Source organism: Pseudomonas sp. TH08 (assembly GCF_016651275.1).
Taxonomy (GTDB): domain Bacteria; phylum Pseudomonadota; class Gammaproteobacteria; order Pseudomonadales; family Pseudomonadaceae; genus Aquipseudomonas.
Window position 1 is genome coordinate 1,232,852 of sequence record NZ_JAEKEE010000004.1, and the last position, 22,382, is coordinate 1,255,233.

The window sequence follows — 22,382 nt, forward strand, 5'->3', positions numbered from 1 at the left end:
AATCAGTCGACAAATTGTTGCCAAGTATCTTTTACAGCAGGTCTTTTATCAACAATTCAGCCACCTGCACAGCGTTTAGCGCCGCCCCTTTGCGTACGTTATCTGACGTCAGCCACAGATTAAGTTCCGCCGGGTCGTCGACACCGCTGCGCACGCGACCGACATAGACAACATCCTGCCCTACCGCGTCACCGACGGCAGTCGGGTAATCACCGGCTTCGACCAGCTCGATACCCGGCGCTTCTTCGAGTGCGGCGTTGATCTTTTTCAGGTCGACAGCCTTCGCTGACTGCAAGGTCACGCTAAAGCTATCGCCAAAAAACACCGGGGCTTGAACGCAAGTTGCCGAAATCTTTAATAAAGGTTGTGCGAGCACCTGACGCAACTCGCGCACCAGACGTTTTTCCAGCAGCGTGTGACCCTGCGCGTCCGGTGTGCCGACTTGCGCCAACAGGTTAAAGGCCATTTGGCGGTCGAAGAACGTCGGCTCCAGCGGGCGCATGTTCAGCAGCTCGGCGGTCTGTCGCGCGAGTTCGGTAACGGCTTCACGACCCTGGGCGGAAACGGCCAGATTGGCGGTGACATTGACATATTGCAGATCAAGCAGATCGAGCAGCGGCGCCAGCACTACGGCGAGCGAAGTGGCTGACGGGCTCGGGCTGCTGACCTGGAACGGCGCTTTCAGGCTGGCGAGCACTTCGGCGTTGGCCTCCGGCACGATTTGCGGCGCCTGATCGGCCGGCAAGGCGCCGGACAAGTCGATCAGCGAGCAACCGGCGGCATGGGCGCGCGCGGCGTAGCTCAGGGTGATGGCCGGGCCTGCGGCGAAGAACACCAGTTTGACCTTGCTGAAATCGAACTCGTCGACTTCACGCACACGCACGTTCTTGTTGCGAAAAAGTACCGAACTGCCAGCGGATTCGCTGCTGGCGAGCAGATGCAAATTCGCCACCGGGAAGTTGCGCTCTTCGAGAATCTGCACAAGGGTTTCGCCGACAGTACCGGTGGCGCCGATTACGGCAATATCAAGGGTCTGGGTCATGGTGCGAGCCTCTGGCGAAACGGGGGGAGCGGCACTTTACCGGGTGACCGCCGCACAGGCAATTCGGCGGTGCCTGTACGGGCCTCATCGCGAGCAGGCTCACTCCTACAGTGATCGGTGTTGATCAGAAAATTTGTGCACACCACCACCCCTTGTAGGAGCGAGCCTGCTCGCGAAGGCGTCAGACCAGTCATCCGAGAACCATCGGGCATAAAAAAACCCGCACCTTTCACAAGGTACGGGTTCTTTCATTACTTCAAGCGATCAACGCTCCAGCAAGATCCGCAGCATGCGACGCAGCGGCTCGGCCGCGCCCCACAGCAGTTGGTCACCCACGGTGAACGCACCGAGGAACTGCGAGCCCATGTTCAGCTTGCGCAAACGGCCCACCGGCACGTTCAGGGTACCGGTAACCTTGGTCGGGCTCAGCTCCTGCATGCTGATATCGCGGTTGTTCGGCACCAGTTTGACCCAAGGGTTGTGCTGGCTGATCAGCCCTTCGATGTCGGCGATCGGCACGTCTTTGTTCAGCTTGATGGTCAGTGCCTGGCTGTGGCAACGCATCGCACCGATGCGCACGCAGATGCCGTCGACCGGGATCGGGCTCTTGAAGCGACCGAGGATCTTGTTGGTCTCGGCCTGAGCTTTCCACTCTTCACGGCTCTGGCCGTTCGGCAGTTCTTTGTCGATCCACGGGATCAGGCTGCCCGCCAGCGGTACGCCGAAGTTTTCGGTCGGGTACGCTTCGCTGCGCATGGCATCAGCAACGCGACGGTCGATGTCGAGGATCGCGCTGGCCGGGTCGGCCAGTTGATCGGCGACAGCGGCGTGGGTCGCGCCCATTTGCTTGATCAGTTCACGCATGTTCTGCGCGCCGGCACCGGAAGCCGCCTGATAGGTCATGGCACTCATCCACTCGACCAGACCAGCCTCGAACAGACCACCCAGGCCCATCAGCATCAGGCTGACGGTGCAGTTGCCGCCGATGTAGTTCTTGGTGCCCGCGTCGAGCTGTTGGTCGATGACCTTGCGGTTGACCGGATCCAGAATAATGACTGCATCATCGTTCATGCGCAGGCTGGACGCCGCGTCGATCCAGTAACCCTGCCAGCCGGCTTCGCGCAGCTTCGGGAACACTTCGCTGGTGTAGTCGCCACCCTGGCAGGTCAGAATCACGTCGAGGGTCTTCAGCTCATCAATGCTGTAAGCATCCTTGAGCGGAGCAATGTCCTTGCCCACGGACGGGCCTTGGCCACCGACATTGGACGTGGTGAAAAACACCGGCTCGATTAGATCGAAATCCTGCTCTTCCAGCATCCGCTGCATGAGCACGGAACCGACCATCCCGCGCCAACCGATCAGACCTACACGTTTCATCGCAACTACACCTTCTTGAAAAGTGGGCCGCTGCTTTGTATTGAATTTCGCAGCGGGCCCGAGAGATTACAGATTCCGCAGCGCGGCGACTACTGCGTCGCCCATTTCCTGCGTACCGACTTTGGTGCAACCGGCCGAATGGATGTCGCCGGTGCGCAGCCCCTGGTCGAGCACAACGCTGACGGCTTTTTCGATGGCATCGGCGGCATCGTGCAGATTGAAGCTATAACGCAGCATCATCGATACCGACAGAATGGTCGCCAACGGGTTGGCAATGCCTTTGCCGGCAATGTCCGGTGCCGAACCGTGGCAAGGCTCGTACATGCCCTTGTTGTTGGAGTCCAGCGAAGCCGACGGCAGCATGCCGATGGAACCGGTGAGCATCGACGCTTCATCAGAAAGGATGTCGCCGAACAGATTGTCGGTCACGATTACGTCGAACTGCTTCGGTGCGCGCACCAGTTGCATCGCGGCGTTGTCGACGTACATGTGGCTCAGTTCGACCTGAGGGTAATCCTTGGCCACTTCTTCGACGATTTCACGCCACAGCTGGCTGGAGGCGAGCACGTTGGCCTTGTCCACCGAGCAGAGCTTTTTGCCACGCACCATGGCCATGTCGAAACCGACGCGGGCGATGCGGCGGATTTCGCTTTCGCTGTACGGCAGGGTGTCGTAGGACTGACGCTCGCCGTTTTCCAGGGTACGCGTGCCGCGTGGTGCGCCGAAGTAGATGCCGCCGGTCAGCTCACGGACGATCAGGATGTCCAGACCGGCAACGATTTCCGGCTTCAGGCTGGAGGCGTCAGCCAATTGCGGGTACAGAATCGCCGGACGCAGGTTGCCGAACAGACCCAGTTGCGCACGGATTTTCAGCAGACCACGCTCAGGGCGAATGTCACGCTCGATGGTGTCCCATTTCGGGCCGCCGACAGCGCCCAGCAGCACCGCATCGGCAGCGCGGGCACGGTCGAGGGTTTCGTCGGCCAGCGGCACACCGTGCTTGTCGATGGCGGCGCCACCGATCACGTCATGGCTCAGCTCGAAGCCCAGGCTGTATTTGTCGTTGGCCAGCTCCAGCACCTTGACCGCTTCGGCCATGATTTCCGGACCAATACCGTCACCTGGGAGAATCAGAATCTGCTTGCTCATGCTTTCCTCGTGTCTTCAGTCGGTGCGCCACTCAGGGCGCGCCCGGAAAAATTCTTATCGCTCAGCCATCAGTACGATTACATCTGTACTGAACGAGCCGTCGCCATCAATCTCAAAATATTCGCGCACTTCGTTGCCCATCGATTGCTGCAACTGACGAATCGCTGCTCGCATCACTTCAGGCGTACGCATGCGCTCGACCCAACTGCTGTATTCCAGGCGCAGGCGCTGCCGCGTGGTGCTGCGAACATGCAAACCAGCCTCGCTGACCTGACGCAACCACTCACCGGCGGAATAATCGCGCACATGGCTGGTGTCGCGCAGTACTTCAACGCTTTGCAGGTAAGTGTCGAACAACGGACTGCCCGGTGACAACACGTCAACGAACGCTGCCACGCCACCCGGTTTCAACACCCGGCGCACTTCGCGCAGAGCCACACCGAGATCGCTCCAGTGATGCGCCGAATAACGGCTGAACACGAAGTCGAACTCGCCATCGGCAAACGGCAGACGCTCGGCGGCGCCGTTGACGGTGGAAATGTTGCTGAAGCCGCGATCTACAGCGGCAGCAGCGACCACGTCGAGCATTTGCTGCGACAGGTCGTAGGCGACCACTTCCCTGACCAGCGGTGCGACATGAAAACTGACGTGACCGGCACCGCAACCCAGGTCCAGCACGCGAGCTTCGCCCTGCCCGGCCAGTTCGGCTTGTAGCAGCGCGAATTCGGTGCCTTGAGCGTGAACGGCGCTGCTCAGGTAGGCGGCGGCCTGTTCACCGAATTGCTTTTGGACGACCTGAGTGTGTTGGGCGGTGCTGGTCATGGGGACTTCCTTTTGGGGTGAGTCTTGTGGTGCTTTTTGAGGGCCTCATCGCGAGCAGGCTCACTCCTACAGGGGAACGCATTTCAAATGTAGGAGTGAGCCTGTTCGCGATGGCGTCATTCGCCACACACAAATCACGCGTCGCGGAACAACCACGGCTGGCTCACGCGGTGTTTGGCCTCGAACGTCGCAATCGCATCGCCGTCCTGCAAGGTCAAACCGATATCGTCCAGACCGTTCAACAGGCAATGTTTGCGGAACGCATCGATTTCAAAGCTATAAACCTTGCCATCAGGACGGGTCACCGTCTGCGCCTGCAAGTCGACCTGCAATTGATAACCCGGCTCGGCCTCAACCTGCTTAAACAATTCATCGACTTCAGCGTCGCTGAGGATGATCGGCAGCAAGCCGTTCTTGAAGCTGTTGTTGAAGAAGATGTCGGCGTAGCTCGGCGCGATGATGCTGCGGAAACCGTATTCTTCCAGCGCCCACGGCGCGTGCTCACGGCTGGAGCCGCAACCGAAGTTCTCGCGGGCCAGCAACACGCTGGCGCCTTGATAACGCTCGGCGTTGAGGACGAAGTCCTTGTTCAACGGGCGCTTGGAGTTATCCTGATACGGCTGACCGACATCGAGGTAACGCCACTCGTCGAACAGGTTCGGGCCGAAACCGGTGCGTTTGATCGACTTCAAAAACTGTTTCGGAATGATTTGGTCGGTGTCGACGTTGGCACGATCCAAAGGCGCGACAAGACCAGTGTGCTGGGTAAAAGCTTTCATGCTGCGCTCCTTAGATCAATTCACGGACGTCGATGAAACGACCGTTCACCGCTGCCGCAGCAGCCATGGCCGGGCTGACGAGGTGGGTACGACCACCGGCGCCCTGACGGCCTTCGAAGTTACGGTTGGAGGTCGAGGCGCAATGCTCGCCGGACTCCAAACGGTCCGGGTTCATCGCCAGGCACATCGAGCAACCCGGCTCACGCCATTCAAAACCGGCTTCAAGGAAAATCTTGTCCAGACCTTCGGCTTCAGCCTGGGCCTTCACCAGACCCGAGCCCGGCACGACGATCGCCTGCTTGATGGTCGAAGCGACTTTACGGCCCTTGGCGATCACAGCCGCAGCGCGCAAGTCTTCGATCCGCGAGTTGGTGCAGGAACCGATGAACACGCGATCGAGCTGAATGTCGGTAATTGCCTGATTGGCGGTCAAACCCATGTATTTCAGGGCGCGAACGATCGAGTCGCGCTTGACCAGATCCATCTCTTTGGCCGGATCCGGCACGTTCTGATCAACCGCCAACACCATCTCGGGCGAAGTGCCCCAGCTGACTTGCGGCTTGATCTGCGCAGCGTCGAGCTCAACCACGGTGTCGAACTTGGCATCCGCGTCGGACACCAGGTCTTTCCAGGCTTCGACGGCCATGTCCCATTCCGCGCCTTTCGGGGCGAATGGGCGACCTTTGACGTAGTCGACCGTCTTCTGGTCCGCGGCCACCAGGCCAACACGAGCGCCCGCCTCGATGGACATGTTGCAGATGGTCATGCGGCCTTCAACGGACAAGTCGCGGATCGCGCTGCCGGCGAATTCGATGGCATGGCCGTTACCGCCGGCAGTGCCGATCTTGCCGATCACCGCGAGGACGATGTCCTTGGCGGTCACGCCGAACGGCAATTGCCCTTCAACGCGCACCAGCATGTTTTTCATTTTCTTGGCGACCAGGCACTGCGTGGCGAGCACGTGCTCAACCTCAGAGGTGCCGATACCGTGAGCCAGAGCACCGAAGGCGCCGTGGGTCGAAGTGTGCGAGTCGCCGCAGACCACGGTCATGCCCGGCAAGGTCGCGCCCTGCTCCGGGCTGATGACGTGGACGATGCCTTGGCGGACGTCATTCATCTTGAACTCGACGATGCCGTACTCATCACAGTTGTCATCGAGGGTCTGAACCTGCAAACGCGAAACCTGGTCGGCAATCGCTTCGATGCCGCCCTTGCGCTCTGGCGTGGTCGGTACGTTGTGATCCGGGGTCGCGATATTGGCATCGATGCGCCATGGCTTGCGCCCGGCCAGACGCAGGCCTTCGAAGGCTTGCGGCGAGGTCACTTCGTGGATGATGTGACGATCGATGTAGATCAGCGCAGAGCCATCGTCGCGCTGCTTGACCAAATGCGAATCCCAGAGCTTGTCGTAGAGCGTTTTGCCGGCCATCAGACGGTTCCTCATCAGCTTGTTTCTATGCCCTGGGCTTATCAATAACCCTTTGGCTTGTGAGGCCGATCCTATGGGGTTAGATTAAATAACTCAAATTCATATTTTTTATGCTTTGGATAACCAACTGGAATACGAACATGGATCTGGCCAACCTCAATGCTTTTATCGCGATTGCCGAGACGGGGAGTTTCTCCGGCGCTGGCGAACGGCTGCACCTGACGCAACCGGCGATCAGCAAGCGCATCGCCGGCCTGGAGCAGCAATTGAAGGTGCGCCTGTTTGATCGGCTGGGCCGCGAAGTCGGCCTGACTGAGGCCGGCCGTGCCCTGCTGCCACGGGCCTATCAGATTCTCAACGTGCTCGACGACACGCGCCGCGCCCTGACCAATCTGAGCGGCGAGGTCAGCGGTCGCCTGACGCTGGCCACCAGTCACCACATCGGCCTGCACCGTTTGCCCCCCTTATTAAGGGAGTTCACCCGCCGCTACCCACAAGTCGCGCTGGATATTCAGTTCCTCGATTCGGAAGTGGCCTACGAAGAAATTCTCCACGGTCGTGCTGAACTGGCGGTCATCACCCTCGCGCCGGAGCCTCACGCGTTGGTCAAAGCTACGCCGGTGTGGGACGACCCGCTGGATTTTGTGGTCGCCCCGGAGCATTCGCTGATCAACAACGGTGCCGTCAGTCTGGCGGACATTGCCGGTCATCCGGCAGTTTTCCCCGGCGGCAACACTTTTACACACCATATTGTGCAGCGCTTGTTCGAGGCCCAGGGCCTGACACCTAACATCGCCATGAGCACCAACTACCTGGAAACCATCAAGATGATGGTCTCCATCGGCCTGGCCTGGAGCGTATTGCCGCGCACCATGCTCGACGATCAAGTGGCGAGCATCGCTTTGCCGGGCATACAACTGCGACGCCAGCTAGGCTATATCCTGCACACCGAACGGACGCTATCGAATGCGGCAAGAGCCTTTATGGCCTTGCTGGACGCACAGATCGATCTGCCAGGGACTTAAGGCCAACTTGTGCTACTCCTAAAGAGCCGCTGTCCCTGTGCCTAACGCCACCATCAGCTCAAGGCCTGTCCACAATGCCGAAATCTGTTGACCGAATTCCGCCGATGCCGCGTATTCAGGCGATTGACCCGCGTCATTCCGAGCAGAGCTGGGAGAGCGCGCCGCAATTGCTCGCCGCGCTCAACGGCGCGCGGCTCGGCGCCTGGTACTGGGACATCGAGCGTGGGCAGATCAGTTGGTCGCGCGGCACCCAGGCCTTGTTCGGCTTCGATCCACGGCAGCCGTTGCCGGCGGACCTCGAATACCTTGATCTGCTGCCCCCGGAAGACCGCGCCAAGACCGTTCGGGCCTTCCACGCGGTGATTGCCGGTGCGCCGCTGGAACAGGCGATGCACCACCGCATCCGCTGGCCCGACGGCAGCCTGCACTGGCTGGAGATCAGTGGCAGCTTGTTGCCAGATAAAAACGGCCGCCCCCGAATGATCGGGGTGATTCGCGAAATCACCCACCAGCGCCAACGCGAACAAGCCCTGAGCAGTTCGGAGAAACGTTTCGCCACACTGTTCCATCTGTGCCCGAACATGGTTCTGCTGACCCGCCAGGAAGACGGCCTGATCAGCGAGGCCAATCAATATTTCGAAAGCCTGTTCGGTTGGCCGGTGCAAAGCGCCATTGGCCGCACCACGCTGGAGCTGGGCCTGTGGGTGCACCCCGAGCAACGTGCCGAACTGGTCAGGAAAACCAAGGCCAAGGGCGAACTGATCAGCATGGAAGTGCAGTTTCGCGCGAGCAACGGCCAGATTCACGACGGTATTCTCAGCGCCCAAAAGGTTGAACTCGAAGGCCAGCCGTACTTGTTGAGCACCTTCCTCGACACCACCGAACGCAAAGTCGCCGAACATGCATTAAAGGACAGCCAGGAACGTCTCGACCTGGCGCTGGATTCGGCGCAACTGGGCACTTGGGACTGGCACATTCCCAGCGGCATGCTTTACGGCTCGGCACGGGCCGCGCAATTGCACGGCCTGGACGCGAAACCCTTCCATGAATCATTCGATGCGTTTTTTGAAGGGGTGCCCGGCGAGGAACGCGACAGCATGCGCGACGCCTATCGCAGCCTGCGCGAAGGCCCGGCGGGCAATTACCAACTGACTTATCGCGTGCAACTGCCGGACGGTAGCTCACGCTATCTGGAAAGCCGCGCCCGCCTCTATCGTGACGACAACGGCGCGCCACTGCGCATGGCCGGTACGTTGCTGGACATTACCGACCAGGTTGAGCGCGAACAGCGCCTGGTCGCGTCGGAAGAGAAGTTCGCCACGCTGTTCCAGGTCAGCCCCGACCCGATCTGCGTAACGCGCCAGGACAGCGGCGAATTTATCGAGATCAACTCAAGTTTCAGCCAGACCTTCGGCTGGAGCGCCGCTGACGTGATTGGCCACACCGCAGAGGAAATCGGCCTGTGGGATGCCTCGGCAAAAAGTCTGCAACGCATCGAACGGGTAATCCGCGAACAAGGCCTGAGCAATGTCGCAATCATCGTTCAGCACAAGGACGGTCAATCGCTGACCTGCGTGATTTCCAGCCGGCAGATCAGCGTCGGCGATCAAGCGTGCATCGTCACCACCCTGCGCGACATCACCCAGCAGCAACGCTCGGAAGCGGCACTCAAGGCCAGCGAAGAGAAATTCGCCAAGGCGTTTCACTCCAGTCCCGATGCGATCACCATCACCGAGCGCGACACCGGGCGCTATCTGGAGGTCAACGACGGTTTCTGTCGCCTCACCGGCTATCGCGCCGACGAAGTGGTTGGCAAAACCGTGTATCAGGTGGGCATCTGGGCCGAGGAAAAACAGCGTTCGGCGTTGTTGGCCGAGCTGCAGATAAAGGGCCGCGTGCACCATCAGGAAATGCTCGGGCGCAACAAGCGCGGGGAATTGCTGACCGTTGAGGTCTCGATCGAACCGATCACCCTGAATGAAACCGCGTGCCTGCTACTCACCGCTCGCGATGTCAGCCTGCTGAAAAACGCCGAAGCACAGATCCGTCATCTGGCTTACCACGATCCGCTGACCAATCTGCCCAATCGTGCCCTGCTGATGGATCGCTTGAGTCAGCAGATCGCCTTGCTCAAACGCCACAATCTGCGCGGCGCTTTGTTGTTTCTCGATCTGGATCACTTCAAGCACATCAACGACTCTCTCGGCCATCCGGTTGGCGATACGGTGCTGAAGATTATCACCGCACGACTCGAAGCCAGCGTGCGCATGGAGGATACGGTCGCGCGCCTGGGTGGTGATGAGTTCGTGGTGTTGCTTAGCGGCCTCGAAGGGTCGCGCAACGAAGTCAGTCTGCAAGTGCGCAATCTGGCCGACACCCTTCGCGAACTGTTGTCGGAGCCGATGTTCCTCGACGGCCAGCGCCTGCAAGTAACGCCGAGCATCGGCGTGGCGCTGATCCCTGATCACGGCTCGACCCCGACCGACCTGCTCAAACGTGCCGACATTGCCCTCTACCGCGCCAAGGATTCCGGGCGCAACACCACGACGATGTACCACAACACCATGCAGAAGGCGGCCAGCGAACGGCTGCGCATGGAGACCGACTTGCGCCTGGCGCTGTCGCGCGGTGAGTTCAACGTGCATTTCCAGCCGCAGATCGATGCCCGCGACAACCGCATCATCGGCGCCGAAGCCTTGGTGCGCTGGAATCACCCGGAACTCGGCGCGCAATCACCCACCGAGTTCATCAAAGTGCTGGAGGACAGCGGGTTGATTCTCGAAGTCGGCACGTGGATCCTCGACGAAGCCTGCGATGCCTTCAAACAACTGATCGCCGAGCACCTGATCGACCCGCTCAATTTCAGCCTCTGCGTGAACATCAGCCCGCGACAGTTCCGCCAGAACGACTTTGTCGAACGCATCGAACACAGCATGGTCAGCCACGGGCTGCCCTGCTCGCTGCTGAAACTGGAAATCACCGAAGGCATCGTCATCCAGAATCTGGAAGACACCATCAGCAAAATGCGTCGCCTGAAAAAGCTCGGCGTAAGCTTTGCCATGGACGATTTCGGCACCGGTTATTCGTCGCTGACTTACCTCAAGCGCCTGCCGGTCGACACCCTGAAAATCGATCAGTCGTTTATCCGCGACGCCACCACCGACCCGAACGATGCGGAAATCATCCGTGCCATCGTGGCCATGGCCCGCAGCTTGGCGCTGGAGGTGATCGCCGAAGGCGTGGAAACTTCAGAGCAACTGGCATTCCTGCAAGGTCTGGGCTGCCATTTGTATCAAGGCTACTGGCACAGCCGACCACTACCGCTGGAGGATCTGAAAAAGCTCCTGCCCTGATATTCGCCGCTGCGCAGCTTGCAACAGAGCGGCAATTGCCACGGTTTGCGCCAACCTGTAGGGTCGCTTTTTTTGCGCCGTTTCGAGATCTTTCATGCAGGATGCAACCCTCCCCCGCCCGGCATTGCTGGGCATCGACCTTGGCACCACCAACAGCCTGATCGCCGTCTGGCGCGACGGTCGCGCCGAGCTGATCCGCAATGCCCTCGGCGACGTGCTGACCCCGTCGGTGGTCAGCCTCGATGAAGACGATACGATCCTGGTCGGCAAAGCCGCCCGCGCCCGCCTGACCACGCACCCGGATCGCACGGCCGCCGCGTTCAAACGGTTCATGGGCAGCGATAAACAGATCGAGCTCGGCGCGCGCGCCTTCAGCCCTGAAGAGTTGTCGGCGCTGGTACTCGGTTCACTCAAGCAAGACGCCGAAGCGTTTCTGGGTCATCCGGTCTCCGAGGCGGTGATTTCGGTGCCGGCGTATTTCAGTGACGAACAACGCAAGCGCACCCTGTTTGCCGCCGAGCTGGCCGGCTTGTCCGTCACGCGACTGATCAACGAGCCGACCGCAGCGGCCATGGCTTATGGGCTGCATGAGCAGAAATTCGAACGCACGCTGATCTTCGATCTGGGCGGCGGCACTTTCGACGTCACGGTGTTGGAATACGCCTTGCCGCTGATCGAAGTGCACGCGTCCACCGGTGACAACTTCCTTGGTGGCGAAGACTTCACTGCCGCGCTGTTGCAAGCCTGCCTCAAGGACTGGCAACTGACGCCGGCGCTGATCGACGCCCAGAGCATGGCCAGCCTCGCCGATGCGCTGGAGCAACTCAAATGCAAACTGGGTGAAGGCCCCCAGCAACTGCACTGGCGGCTTGGCGAAAAAACCTTCGAATGGGCGCTGGACGCAGCCACTGCGGCAAGCCTCTGGGAACCGCTTTTGGGCCGCTTGCGTGCGCCGATCGAACAGGCCCTGCGCGATGCCCGCCTCAAACCCCGTGACCTCGACAGCCTGGTGCTGGTCGGCGGCGCCACGCGCATGCTGGCGGTGCGACAACTGGTTGCGACGCTGTTCGGCCGCCTGCCTTATCGGCATCTCGACCCGGACACCATCGTCGCGCTTGGCGCAGCCACACAAGCGGCGTGCAAGGCCCGCGATGGCGCAGTAGAGGAGCTGATCCTGACCGACGTCTGCCCTTACACGCTGGGCATCGAGACGATGCGCGGCAAAGGTGTCGAAGGTGCCTTCTCGCCCATCATCGAGCGCAACACGATCATTCCGACGTCACGGGTGGAACGCTATTACACAACCTACCCACGGCAAGAAGAAATCCGTATTGCGGTCTATCAAGGCGAACGCCCGTGGGTGCGCGACAACATCTTCATTGAGAGTTTCGATCTGACGCTGACACCCTGCGATCATATTCAAGCGCTGGATGTACGCTTCAGTTACGACATCAATGGCCTGCTCGAGGTTGACGTCACGCTGCTTCAGACCGGCAAGCGCCACAGCCACGCCATCGACCGCAGCCCCACCGGCCTTGACGAAGCGTCACGTCAGAACAGTCACGACCGGCTCGCCGCACTCAAGGTTCACCCGCGCGACGCGTTGCCCAACCGCACCTTGCTGGCACGCCTGGAGCGCGCCTGGATGCAGAGCCTCGGCACCGAGCGCGAACGCATTGCCGAATGGTTGCACGGTTTCACGGCTGTGCTCGCCGACCAGCAACCTGCGCAGATTGCCAGCCAGCGCTCACAGCTCAACGACGCCCTGGATGAACTGCGCTTCTAGCCGATGAGACGCCGCAACGCAGCCTGCAAACCGGCGGACAACGGGTCTTCACGAAAGCTTTCCGGGGGCATGCCATAGCGGTTGGGCAACTTCTCCCCGGGAAAGCCGAACAGGACCAGCGGCAGAAAAGGCAAAACGGGTGTCAGTCCGGCGAGCACCAGAAAGGTCGGTATACCTCGGCCCATGTCATGCAGGCGTCGGAGCATGGCGCCGAGCAGAATCAACATCCCGAGCAACAACACCACCAGGGCGGGCGTCGTCGACCCACTGAGCACGGCGACCAGCGGGGTGAGCAGCACCAGGCCAATCACTTGCCCGACAAAGGCCTCGCGACTCAGCCGCGAGCCAAGGCGCCAGAAGGCCATGGCCGATGTCGGCCGCGCCTCGGCCCTGGCCAGCAGCAAACGCTCCGACCACGACAGCAGCGCGCTGCAGGCAAAACGCAAACCGAGGCCGTTCTGCAGGTTGTCCTTGGCGCGCTGCAGGCGTATCAGGTTTTTCTGACGTGGCACACCCGCGTCGCCGTACCTGACCAGATCCTTGAGCGCATCGAGCGCCAGGTAAAAGTCGTCGATGTCGTCAATGCCCTCCAGCGCCTCGCGAGAAGGCCGTACCGGTTCGCCCTTGATCAAGCTGTGGCGGAAACCGTCGAACCAATCCTGCGGGTTGACGACTTCGGTAATCCTGTCGAGTAGAAAGCGTCGCTGTTTGGCATCAAACAATCCTGTGTGATACAGAACCCCGGTCAGCAGCATCCGGCCGAGCAGGTCGTCGTCAAAAGCCCTCAGATCGCGGCGCATGCACGTGAACAACCGGTCGTTGCTGAGCAAGCGCAGGCTGTCGAGCGCCTCCTGAACCCCACACATCTGCTGGGCCAGCAGCGCTTGCACCGGCTCTTCGGTTTGCAGCAAGCCGAGCAAGCCACTGCAATTGCCTTGCTCACGCAACAATCGCTGCAATAACGGCTGCAAGCGGCTGAGCGGATGGGCCGGGTTGAATGCCAATGACTCCAGCATCCGCGCGTCGATCAATGGCAACCAACGCTCCGTTTGCCCCAGCAACGCCAGCAGAAACAGCGTTTGCGCGTGCCATTGCCACAACGCTTCGCCCGCCTCCGGCGCCGGCAACAGCACATCGTGTTGAGCCAGTTGCAGCAGTTGCGTCAGTTCCGACAGATCAGTGCCGGCGTACGAACCGTTGAGCTTGAAGTCTTCGTCAATGCGCGCGAGCGCGGCATGATCGTAAGGACGCAACCGGCGCAACCACCCACGGCAGAGGCTGTGCGACTGATCGCTGGTCTGCGCCGCCGGCAGTTGCGGCGACACTGCGTTTTCATCGATGTAGGCATTCATCGCCAACGCGATCGGCGCTTGCTTCAGCCAGCGCACATGTTGCTCCGCCTGATACTGAAAGCCGCTCAGCACCAGCGCTTCAAGTGCATCCAGCGGCAACGCCTCGTCGAGCACCTGCTGCAACAACAGCACGTCACCGCGATGCAACGCCCACGCGTGCCGATAAAGTCGCTGCAAGCGGATGTCGGCATGCTCGCCGAGCAACAGCGCCAGCAGCGGCAACTCATCGTCGTGCAGGCGCCAATCGACGAAAGCCCTGGCCAGCCCTTGAAGCTGCAGAGGACCTACGTCCAGCCAGCGCAACAGCGTTTGCGGTTGCTGAGACGGGCTGCCATACGCCTGACTGGCGTCGTCAAGATCAAGCGGCCAGGCACTGAAAGGCTGGGCACAATCGAAGGCCTGAATCAGCAACGGCAGCAAGTCCGGTGAGCGCTCGGCACATAACGCCAACAACTGGCCTTCGGCTTTCGGATGGCGATGTTCCTGCCACAAGCGGATCCAGTTCGGCCACGCCTGATCGTCCAGCCCCTGCAAACTGTACTGACTGGCCAGCAAGTACAGCCAGTCGATGTCGTCAGGATGCTGACGCTGCTGTTCGACACATATCTGCAACAGGCCGGGTCCGGCGATGCCCGCCTGAACGAACTGGGTCAACAGGCGTTTGCTGTAGGCGTCGTCGTTGGGCAATGCCTGGCACGTGTGCTGACTGGCGAAGTCAGCGAACTCATCGAGCGAACGCTGGGCGAAGATGAAGTCGAGGCTGCGCGCATACCACAGCGATTCGATCTGCACCGCCTCGGGCCAGGTGTTCATCAGGGTCGTGTCGAACGGATCGCCCGTTTTCAGCCGTTGCAGAAAGGCTTCCACAGACTGCGCATCAGCAAACGACAGATCCAGCAACTGCTGGTCCCAAGCCATTCGCCGGGCGAGCAGATACGCGCAACGATAAGACAACGGTCCAGCGTCGGCCAGCCGATGGTACAAACCCCAACTGAGGTCTTCGAGGGCCTCCAGGGACAATTGATCGAGTGAACGGACAAACGCCTGCCAGGCGTTGAAGTCGAAGCGCCGCGCGGGGTCGTCCAGTAACTCGCAAAAATCCACGAAGGCCTGCGGAACCTCGACAACGGCGGGTTCCGGCTCGTCGAACACCTCTGGCTCTTCTTCCTCTTCATCACGCGCCAGACGCACGGCTTTTTCATACGCCATGCGCAACGCTTGAAAGCCTTCGGGATCGGTCTCCGGGTGATGTGCGGGCAGACGCGCGCGGTAGGCATCACGGATCAGGGTTTCGTCGGTGGTGGGCTCAATGCCCAGATGAATCCAGCAACTCATGACCAGTCGAACTCCTTGAGCGATGCCGGACGTGGCGGCAACTCGATTTCCATTTGCCAAGGCAAGTCAGGCAGAAACTGCGGGATGTTCTGATCCATACCACGGGCGATCAGCAGGTTATGCGTGGTCTGCCCTTGTCGATCGAGCTCGAACGCCAGTGCCTCTTCACTTTTACTCTGGCAGCACCAGAATGCGCGACCGATAAGGAAGCCATGGAAGTAAGCCATCCAGCTGTCGTAATGAAATTGCGCCCTGACGGCCAGGCGCGTGTGCAGCCACTGACTCTCGACCAGATCAATCCACTGGTTGCGCACACCGCAGCGCAGGAGGAACCCCATGCGCCCGTAGTCCCAGGACAAAATCCCGCCAGCCCCGCAGCTGTCGAAGGTGCGGCTGGCAAACTCATGCAGAACGCGTTCACGGAGTTCGAGGCGCTCAAGCAGCGCCGGCCATTCACTCGGCAGGCAACGCTGCCAGGCCAGATACGCGGCACTGAGATGTTTGGCATGGCCGTCGTCGGTCATCCGCCTGAGCATGCCGAACAGCTCCTGGCGGTCATCAATGCCCCAGCTGTTCTTCAGATTGATGTACGCGTCGTCGCAGAAAGCAGGGTCGTCGTACCCGGCTCCAGGATTGAGCGCCGCCATAGGCGCAGACAGGGCCCACAGCCAGCGCTGCTGAATCTCATCCATGAAAAATGCTCCAGGCCGACCGGTGAGGGATGGAGGGTCGGCAAAACTGCGGCGGATTGTAGAGAAACCGCTGCCGGGCGGCAAAGCCGGTGTGTAGCGCCCATAAAAAAGGCCCCGACGTATCGGGGCCTTCGTTCAGCGGCTCAGCGCCCATTCAGACGCTTTTATCTGCAACTGAATCAGTGCTGCAGAGCCGGTTTTTGCGTCCCGCTGATCGGGATGCGCTTGGCCTTCGCTTCTTCCGGGACCACACGCAACAGGTCAATGCTCAGCAGACCGTTACTCAGGTCGGCGGCTTTGATCTCGATGTGATCAGCCAGGCGGAAGGACAACTTGAATGCACGCTGGGCGATGCCCTGGTGCAGGAAGGTCACGCCTTCGTTGGCATCACGCTTGCCACCACTGATGGTCAGCACACCCTTCTCGACTTGCAACTCCAGGTCTTCTTCCTGGAAACCGGCCGCGGCAACGACGATGCGATATTGATCGTCACCGTGCTTTTCCACGTTGTAAGGCGGATAGGTGCTACCAGGCTCGTTGCGCAGGGCGGTTTCGAACAGGTCGTTGAAACGGTCGAAGCCTACCGAGGAACGGAACAGTGGTGCGAGGGAAAATGCAGTACTCATGGTTCAAATCTCCTGAAAACAATCAGCAAGGTTTTGTGTATCCGCGACCCGAATTCGGCATCGCGTAACCCTTAAATAGGGGCCGCCAATTTGATTTCAAGAGATTATTTGCAGATTTTTTTCACGCTGCTTCAACGACCGGCAGACCGAGCAACCGCGAGACATGATCCGGTTCCGTCTCACGACGCAAGACGGTGAACAGCTCGGTGGCTTCGGGATAATTGCGCGTCAGCATCGCCAGCCATTGCTTCAAACGGCCCGGTGATTGACGCGCAGTCATTTGCGCTTTGGCCTGTAACCAGAAGTCCTGCATCAGCGGCATCAGCTCGGCCCAGGTCATCTCGACGACTTCCTCACCGGCGCGCGCTGCAGCGATCTGCCTGGCCAGATCCGGGCGCGAGACCAGGCCACGGCCGAGCATGATGTCTTCTACGCCACTGATTTCCCGGCAACGGCGCCAGTCTTCGACGCTCCAGATATCACCGTTGGCAAACACCGGCACCTTGACCACGTCCTGCACGCGCGGAATCCACTCCCAATGCGCTGGTGGTTTGTAACCGTCCATTTTGGTTCGGGCGTGAACCACGATGTGTTCGGCGCCACCTTCGGCCAATGCCGTGGCGCAGACGAGCGAGCCGTCCGGGCTGTCGAAACCGAGGCGCATCTTCGCGGTGACGGGAATGTGCGCAGGCACAGCGCGGCGCACGTGCTCGACGATCTGGTTGAGCAGTTCGGGCTCTTTAAGCAGTACCGCGCCGCCACGGGACTTGTTCACGGTCTTGGCCGGGCAGCCGAAGTTGAGGTCGATTACCTCAGAACCGAGTTCGCAGGCCAGCGCTGCGTTTTCCGCCAGGCACACCGGGTCGGAACCGAGTAGTTGCACACGCAATGGCACGCCCGACGCCGTGCGAGCGCCGTTGAGCAGTTCCGGGCCGAACTTGTGGAAGTAGGCTGGCGTGAGCAATTGATCGTTGACCCGGATGAATTCGGTCACGCACCAATCGATGCCGCCAACGCGGGTCAACACGTCGCGCAGGATGTCGTCGACCAACCCTTCCATGGGCGCCAGAGCAATTTGCATGGGGAAACACTACTTAAAGAAAAAACGTGCGGCAGTTTACTGGATTACGAGAAAAACCGCAGATCCCTTGTAGGAGTGAGCCTGCTCGCGATAGCGGTGTGGCTGACACATTGCTATCGCGAGCAGGCTCACTCCTACAGTTTAAATTTGGGCAGATTCTGAGGGCTGGATCGCCGGGCCGTAGCCGTCGATGAATTCGGCGGGCATGCGCTTGGGCTTGCCCGTGGACAGCTCGATGCAGACGAAGGTGGTTTGCGCACGGAGCAGCGTGGTGTTGTCGCTCGGGCGTTTGAGCTGGAAATGCCGGGTCATCCTCAGACGCTGATCCCAATCGACGATCCAGGTCGCCAATTGCAACTCGTCCCCCTCATAGGCGGCCGCCAGATAATCGATTTCGTGGCGCACCACCGCCATCGCCCGATCCAGACGCCGGTACTCGACCAGATCCAGTCCTAGACGCTGCGAATGCCGCCAGGCGCAGCGTTCGAGCCAGGTGACGTAGACCGCGTTGTTCGCGTGGCCCAGCCCGTCGATGTCCTCGGCGCCTACTTGCAGATCAATGGTAAACGGCGTTGCCCGATCCCAGCCCATGCCCCACTCCCGGTCAAATTATTTCAACCGGGGCAGTGTAACGGAGCTCACGCCGATTGGCGCGCCTGGAGGCTGCGGCCGGCCAGCAGTGATAACACGCCATCAATCACCCGCGGGTCGGCCAGCACACGCTGATGACCGCCACCTTCCAGACGCAGCAAACGGCTGTCGAACCAGGCTTCGTGGATCAGTTGCGACTCTTTGACCGAGACAAAGTTGTCGTCCTCGGCATGTACGATCAGGCCGGGCATATCCAATTGATAGTGGGCGACATCGAGGGTGGCGGCGCGCATGCCGACATCCTGCTCAACCTGACGAATGAACGCGGAACGCGCTCTCGGCGGCATGCCCACGTAGCGGGCAAACCCACGCAATACGCCGAGGATTCGCGCAGGGGCGGCAATGCTGACGAGGGTTTCCGTGCGCAAGCCCAATTGCACGGCGAGCATGGCGCTGGCGCCGCCCATGGAGTGACCGATGACCGCTTGCAGCGGCGGTAGCTCGGCAGCGGCTTCGAGCATCGCCCGAGCGAACAATACGACATTGGCTTCACGCCCCGGCGAACGGCCGTGGGCCGGACCATCGAGCGCGACGACGGTATAACCGCCATCGACCAACGCCGTGATCAACGCGGCGAACTGGGTTGGGCGCCCTTCCCAACCGTGCATCAGCAGCACCGTCGGGCCTTGACCCCAGCGCAACGCTGAAAGGCCGAAGCGCAACGTGATCCGTTCGGAATTGGCCAGCAACGGCAACTCCCAATCCCGCAGAGGTAGCGACCGCGGCGTCATGAACGCCACACGCATTTTGCTCGCCACGCGTTTCGGTGCAATCCAGCCCAAGGTGCCGTTAACGCCACGAACCCACTTCAACGTGTTCATCGCTCTCTCCTCAGGCCTGCTGCCTTCAGGTCAACGCACGGCCGACTTGGCAGCGCGCAGCAATCGATCGGACAAATCTCCAGGGCCAAGCGCTCTCGCGAGTGCCAGACCACCCACCATCAAGGCCACGTCGGCCAAGGCTTTGTCGGTGTCTTCAGGGCTGGACGCCAACTGCGCAATCATCAGTTCCAGGTGCTCATTGAGCGCAATGCGGAACGATTCCGGCAAACGACCCAATTCGCCGATCGAGGCTGGAATCGGGCATGCCGCTTCACTGGAATCACGGTGTTTGCGCGACAAGTAGAACGCGGCGACCAAGGCGCGACGCTCTTCGCCGGTCAGTTCGGTGTCCATGTCGGCAATCAGGTCGCGACGGCGACCCAGCAGCTGCTTGAACGCTTCCAGCATCATTGCGTCCTTGCTTTCGAAGTGCGCATAAAAACCGCCAACCGTCAGGCCGGCTGCGCCCATCACTTCGCCCACGCTCGGGTCGGCCGGGCCACGCTGGATCAGTGCGGCGCTGGCAGCCTTGAGGATGCGTTCGCGGGTTTGAGCTTTTTTATCGTTCATCGTTGCCTCCGAATATTACGACTAGAATATTATTCGCATAATAATATTCTGCAAGTCAAGAATATGACCGCTGGTCTGAAGCACAGTGTAAGGAAAAAGGAGAATTGGCCAAACGCCAGACAAACAAAAGGGCCATTCAATAATTGAATGACCCTTATAAAATCCCGCAGAGCGGGTAATCGTGGCGTCCCCTAGGGGACTCGAACCCCTGTTACCGCCGTGAAAGGGCGGTGTCCTAGGCCACTAGACGAAGGGGACACAAACCTTCTATACAACTGATCAGTGCTGAGAGCTGATCGATTCAAGGCCGGTGTGGCCAGACCTTGAACTTGTAAAATTGGTGGAGCTTAGCGGGATCGAACCGCTGACCTCCTGCATGCCATGCAGGCGCTCTCCCAGCTGAGCTAAAGCCCCGATTTATCGCCTCGCGGCGGAGTGACATTTTGCAACATCACTTCTGTAAAACTGGCGTCCCCTAGGGGACTCGAACCCCTGTTACCGCCGTGAAAGGGCGGTGTCCTAGGCCACTAGACGAAGGGGACGCAAACCCTTCTATACAACAGACCAACACTGAGTGTTGATCGCTTCAAGGCCGGTGTGGCCAGACCTCGAAGTGTAAAATTGGTGGAGCTAAACGGGATCGAACCGTTGACCTCCTGCATGCCATGCAGGCGCTCTCCCAGCTGAGCTATAGCCCCTCATCGTTGATGTCATCGCTGAGGACGGGGCGAATCTTAAGGGCGTATCGAAAGCCTGTCAAACTTATTTTTGAAATTTTTCAAAATTTTTTGTCGGCATAACAACCACTTACCGCCCTCCTCCCGAAAATCCGGCACTCGGGATAGAACTCGGACCTGCAGGAGCTGCCGCAGGCTGCGATCTTTTGATGTGGCTTTTTAAAGATCCAGATCAAAAGATCGCAGCTTGCGGCAGCTCCTACAGGGGGCTAAGCGCTTAGGCGATGGCGCCCAGAAGCTTTTCCCACTCTTTGTTTTCTTTCTTCGATACGCCGCCCAGCAGGTCAATCGCCTGACGCAGACGGAAACGGGTCAGGTCCGGGCCGAGGATCTCCATCGCATCGAGCACCGACACCGAACTCGCCTGACCGGTGATCGCAGCAAACATCAGCGGCATCGCGTCACGCAGTTTCAGCTCCAGCGATTCAACCACTGCCTGAATCGTTGCGGTGATGTTGTCCTTCTCCCACTGACGCAGGCTTTCCAGCTTCCACAGGATCAACTGCATCAACTGGCGAACCTGATCGCCCGAAAGCTTCTTCGATTCGAACAGCTTGGCATCCGGATTGACGCCTCCGGCGAAGAAGAACCCACCCAGCGGTGCAACCTGGCTGAAGGTTTCAACGCGGCCCTGCACCAGCGGCGCGATCTTCATCATGTATTCCGGGTTCAGCGCCCAGGTCTGCAAACGGCTGGCGAACTCTTCCACCGGCAGATCACGCAGCCACTGGCCGTTGAGCCACGACAGCTTCTCGATGTCGAAGATCGGCCCGCCGAGGGAAACACGTTTGAGGTCGAAGTTGTCGACCATTTCCTGCAGCGAGAACTTCTCGCGCTCGTCCGGCATCGACCAGCCCATGCGGCCGAGGTAGTTAAGCATCGCTTCCGGCATGAAGCCCATGCGCTCGTAGAACGTCACCGAAGTAGGGTTCTTGCGCTTGGACAGCTTGCTTTTGTCCGGGTTACGCAGCAGCGGCATGTAGCACAGCTCTGGTTGTTCCCAGCCGAAGTACTCGTACAGCAGAATCAGTTTCGGCGCCGATGGCAGCCACTCTTCGCCACGCAGGACGTGGGTGATGCCCATCAGGTGGTCATCGACCACGTTGGCGAGGAAGTACGTCGGCAGACCGTCGGTCTTCATCAGTACTTGCATGTCCATGCGATCCCACGGGATCTCGACGTCACCACGGAGCATGTCTGGCACCACGCAGACGCCTTCGCTCGGCACTTTCATGCGGATTACGTGCGGTTCGCCGGCGGCCAGGCGGGCTGCGACTTCGTCCTTCGACAGCAGCAGCGCGCGGCCATCGTAGCGCGGGGTTTCGCCGCGAGCCATTTGCTCGGCGCGCATCTGGTCCAATTCTTCAGCAGTGCAGAAGCATGGGAACGCATGGCCCATGTCGACCAGTTGCTGGCAATACTTCTGGTAGATGTCGCCACGCTCGCTCTGACGGTATGGACCGTGCGGGCCGCCAACGTCCGGGCCTTCGCTCCAGTCGATACCCAGCCAGCGCAGGGCATCGAAGATCTGCTGTTCGGACTCGCGGGTCGAACGCAACTGGTCGGTGTCTTCGATCCGCAGGATGAACTCACCACCATGCTGCTTGGCAAAGCAGTAGTTGAACAATGCGATGTAAGCGGTACCTACGTGGGGGTCCCCGGTAGGCGATGGCGCGATGCGAGTGCGGACGGTGGTCATGGCATGTCTCGAAAAGAATGAAAAGCAAAACAATCAAGCGGCGAATGGTAACAGGC

Annotated in this window: 17 protein-coding genes and 4 tRNA genes; 3 read left to right on the plus strand and 18 right to left on the minus strand. The window is 60.0% G+C overall.

Annotated elements, in window-relative coordinates; all coding sequences use genetic code 11:
* Positions 1-31 precede the first annotated feature (31 nt).
* The 6 genes from JFT91_RS22620 to leuC all read right to left on the minus strand — a co-directional run bounded on the left by JFT91_RS22620 (position 32) and on the right by leuC (position 6,598).
* On the minus strand, positions 32-1,042 hold the full coding sequence (locus JFT91_RS22620) for an aspartate-semialdehyde dehydrogenase (RefSeq protein ID WP_201233911.1): 1,011 nt from the start codon (positions 1,040-1,042) through the stop codon (positions 32-34).
* 264 nt (positions 1,043-1,306) lie between these two features.
* Positions 1,307-2,419, minus strand: a complete 1,113-nt coding sequence (gene asd / locus JFT91_RS22625) for an aspartate-semialdehyde dehydrogenase (protein WP_008083209.1) — start codon at positions 2,417-2,419, stop codon at positions 1,307-1,309.
* 66 nt (positions 2,420-2,485) lie between these two features.
* Complete coding sequence (gene leuB / locus JFT91_RS22630) at positions 2,486-3,568, minus strand: 3-isopropylmalate dehydrogenase (RefSeq protein ID WP_201233912.1); 1,083 nt, start codon at positions 3,566-3,568, stop codon at positions 2,486-2,488.
* 54 nt (positions 3,569-3,622) lie between these two features.
* Entirely contained in the window at positions 3,623-4,390 is a 768-nt protein-coding gene (locus JFT91_RS22635) for a class I SAM-dependent methyltransferase (RefSeq protein ID WP_201227167.1), read from the minus strand.
* A 134-nt stretch (positions 4,391-4,524) separates the two neighbouring features.
* Positions 4,525-5,169 carry a 3-isopropylmalate dehydratase small subunit gene (gene leuD, locus JFT91_RS22640; protein WP_007913445.1) on the minus strand — a complete coding sequence of 215 codons (645 nt, stop codon included), beginning with the start codon at positions 5,167-5,169 and terminating at the stop codon, positions 4,525-4,527.
* Positions 5,170-5,179: 10 nt separating this feature from the next.
* Positions 5,180-6,598 (minus strand): 3-isopropylmalate dehydratase large subunit, encoded by a 1,419-nt coding sequence (gene leuC / locus JFT91_RS22645; RefSeq protein WP_016984527.1) that lies wholly within the window; start codon positions 6,596-6,598, stop codon positions 5,180-5,182.
* Positions 6,599-6,738: 140 nt separating this feature from the next.
* On the opposite strand from leuC, the gene JFT91_RS22650 reads away from it, so the two are divergent.
* The 3 genes from JFT91_RS22650 (at position 6,739) to JFT91_RS22660 (ending at position 12,762) form a co-directional block, all read left to right on the plus strand.
* The gene (locus tag JFT91_RS22650) at positions 6,739-7,623 is read left to right on the plus strand and encodes a LysR family transcriptional regulator (protein WP_201227168.1); all 885 of its coding nucleotides are present in this window, start codon (positions 6,739-6,741) and stop codon (positions 7,621-7,623) included.
* 74 nt (positions 7,624-7,697) lie between these two features.
* Positions 7,698-10,976, plus strand: coding sequence for a sensor domain-containing protein (locus JFT91_RS22655; RefSeq protein WP_201227169.1), 3,279 nt, complete (start codon positions 7,698-7,700; stop codon positions 10,974-10,976).
* Between the two features lie 94 nt (positions 10,977-11,070).
* Positions 11,071-12,762 carry a molecular chaperone HscC gene (locus JFT91_RS22660; protein ID WP_201202276.1) on the plus strand — a complete coding sequence of 564 codons (1,692 nt, stop codon included), beginning with the start codon at positions 11,071-11,073 and terminating at the stop codon, positions 12,760-12,762.
* Here JFT91_RS22660 and JFT91_RS22665 read toward each other — a convergent pair.
* The 12 genes from JFT91_RS22665 to gltX form a co-directional block, all read right to left on the minus strand.
* A complete protein-coding gene (locus JFT91_RS22665; protein ID WP_201233913.1) occupies positions 12,759-15,449 on the minus strand; it encodes a DUF805 domain-containing protein in 2,691 nt (896 codons plus the stop codon). The genes JFT91_RS22660 and JFT91_RS22665 overlap by 4 nt on opposite strands.
* Positions 15,446-16,141, minus strand: coding sequence for a DUF1266 domain-containing protein (locus JFT91_RS22670; RefSeq protein ID WP_201202274.1), 696 nt, complete (start codon positions 16,139-16,141; stop codon positions 15,446-15,448). The genes JFT91_RS22665 and JFT91_RS22670 overlap by 4 nt, the downstream gene beginning before the upstream one ends.
* Before the next feature lie 179 nt (positions 16,142-16,320).
* Positions 16,321-16,767: an Hsp20 family protein gene (locus JFT91_RS22675; protein ID WP_201202272.1), complete on the minus strand. Its 447-nt coding sequence runs from the start codon at positions 16,765-16,767 to the stop codon at positions 16,321-16,323.
* Between the two features lie 121 nt (positions 16,768-16,888).
* Positions 16,889-17,848, minus strand: a complete 960-nt coding sequence (locus JFT91_RS22680) for a tRNA dihydrouridine synthase (RefSeq protein ID WP_201233914.1) — start codon at positions 17,846-17,848, stop codon at positions 16,889-16,891.
* A gap of 141 nt (positions 17,849-17,989) precedes the next feature.
* Positions 17,990-18,439, minus strand: a complete 450-nt coding sequence (locus JFT91_RS22685; RefSeq protein WP_201227175.1) for an acyl-CoA thioesterase — start codon at positions 18,437-18,439, stop codon at positions 17,990-17,992.
* A gap of 47 nt (positions 18,440-18,486) precedes the next feature.
* Positions 18,487-19,320: an alpha/beta fold hydrolase gene (locus tag JFT91_RS22690; protein WP_201233915.1), complete on the minus strand. Its 834-nt coding sequence runs from the start codon at positions 19,318-19,320 to the stop codon at positions 18,487-18,489.
* Positions 19,321-19,350: 30 nt separating this feature from the next.
* Entirely contained in the window at positions 19,351-19,890 is a 540-nt protein-coding gene (locus JFT91_RS22695; RefSeq protein ID WP_201227177.1) for a TetR/AcrR family transcriptional regulator, read from the minus strand.
* A 182-nt stretch (positions 19,891-20,072) separates the two neighbouring features.
* Positions 20,073-20,148 (minus strand) — tRNA-Glu (locus tag JFT91_RS22700).
* 80 nt (positions 20,149-20,228) lie between these two features.
* Positions 20,229-20,304, minus strand: a tRNA-Ala gene (locus JFT91_RS22705).
* A gap of 52 nt (positions 20,305-20,356) precedes the next feature.
* Positions 20,357-20,432 (minus strand) — tRNA-Glu (locus JFT91_RS22710).
* An 80-nt stretch (positions 20,433-20,512) separates the two neighbouring features.
* Positions 20,513-20,588 (minus strand) — tRNA-Ala (locus JFT91_RS22715).
* A gap of 256 nt (positions 20,589-20,844) precedes the next feature.
* The gene (gene gltX, locus JFT91_RS22720) at positions 20,845-22,326 is read right to left on the minus strand and encodes a glutamate--tRNA ligase (protein ID WP_201227178.1); all 1,482 of its coding nucleotides are present in this window, start codon (positions 22,324-22,326) and stop codon (positions 20,845-20,847) included.
* Between the last annotated feature and the right edge of the window lie 56 nt (positions 22,327-22,382).

Bases quoted from the DNA above. Each gene is read 5' to 3' on its own strand.
- JFT91_RS22620 (WP_201233911.1), bottom strand. From the start codon at position 1,042: ATGACCCAGACCCTTGATATTGCCGTAATCGGCGCCACCGGTACTGTC.
- asd (WP_008083209.1), bottom strand. From the start codon at position 2,419: ATGAAACGTGTAGGTCTGATCGGTTGGCGCGGGATGGTCGGTTCCGTG.
- leuB (WP_201233912.1), bottom strand. From the start codon at position 3,568: ATGAGCAAGCAGATTCTGATTCTCCCAGGTGACGGTATTGGTCCGGAA.
- JFT91_RS22635 (WP_201227167.1), bottom strand. From the start codon at position 4,390: ATGACCAGCACCGCCCAACACACTCAGGTCGTCCAAAAGCAATTCGGT.
- leuD (WP_007913445.1), bottom strand. From the start codon at position 5,169: ATGAAAGCTTTTACCCAGCACACTGGTCTTGTCGCGCCTTTGGATCGT.
- leuC (WP_016984527.1), bottom strand. From the start codon at position 6,598: ATGGCCGGCAAAACGCTCTACGACAAGCTCTGGGATTCGCATTTGGTC.
- JFT91_RS22650 (WP_201227168.1), top strand. From the start codon at position 6,739: ATGGATCTGGCCAACCTCAATGCTTTTATCGCGATTGCCGAGACGGGG.
- JFT91_RS22655 (WP_201227169.1), top strand. From the start codon at position 7,698: ATGCCGAAATCTGTTGACCGAATTCCGCCGATGCCGCGTATTCAGGCG.
- JFT91_RS22660 (WP_201202276.1), top strand. From the start codon at position 11,071: ATGCAGGATGCAACCCTCCCCCGCCCGGCATTGCTGGGCATCGACCTT.
- JFT91_RS22665 (WP_201233913.1), bottom strand. From the start codon at position 15,449: ATGAGTTGCTGGATTCATCTGGGCATTGAGCCCACCACCGACGAAACC.
- JFT91_RS22670 (WP_201202274.1), bottom strand. From the start codon at position 16,141: ATGGATGAGATTCAGCAGCGCTGGCTGTGGGCCCTGTCTGCGCCTATG.
- JFT91_RS22675 (WP_201202272.1), bottom strand. From the start codon at position 16,767: ATGAGTACTGCATTTTCCCTCGCACCACTGTTCCGTTCCTCGGTAGGC.
- JFT91_RS22680 (WP_201233914.1), bottom strand. From the start codon at position 17,848: ATGCAAATTGCTCTGGCGCCCATGGAAGGGTTGGTCGACGACATCCTG.
- JFT91_RS22685 (WP_201227175.1), bottom strand. From the start codon at position 18,439: ATGGGCTGGGATCGGGCAACGCCGTTTACCATTGATCTGCAAGTAGGC.
- JFT91_RS22690 (WP_201233915.1), bottom strand. From the start codon at position 19,320: ATGAACACGTTGAAGTGGGTTCGTGGCGTTAACGGCACCTTGGGCTGG.
- JFT91_RS22695 (WP_201227177.1), bottom strand. From the start codon at position 19,890: ATGAACGATAAAAAAGCTCAAACCCGCGAACGCATCCTCAAGGCTGCC.
- gltX (WP_201227178.1), bottom strand. From the start codon at position 22,326: ATGACCACCGTCCGCACTCGCATCGCGCCATCGCCTACCGGGGACCCC.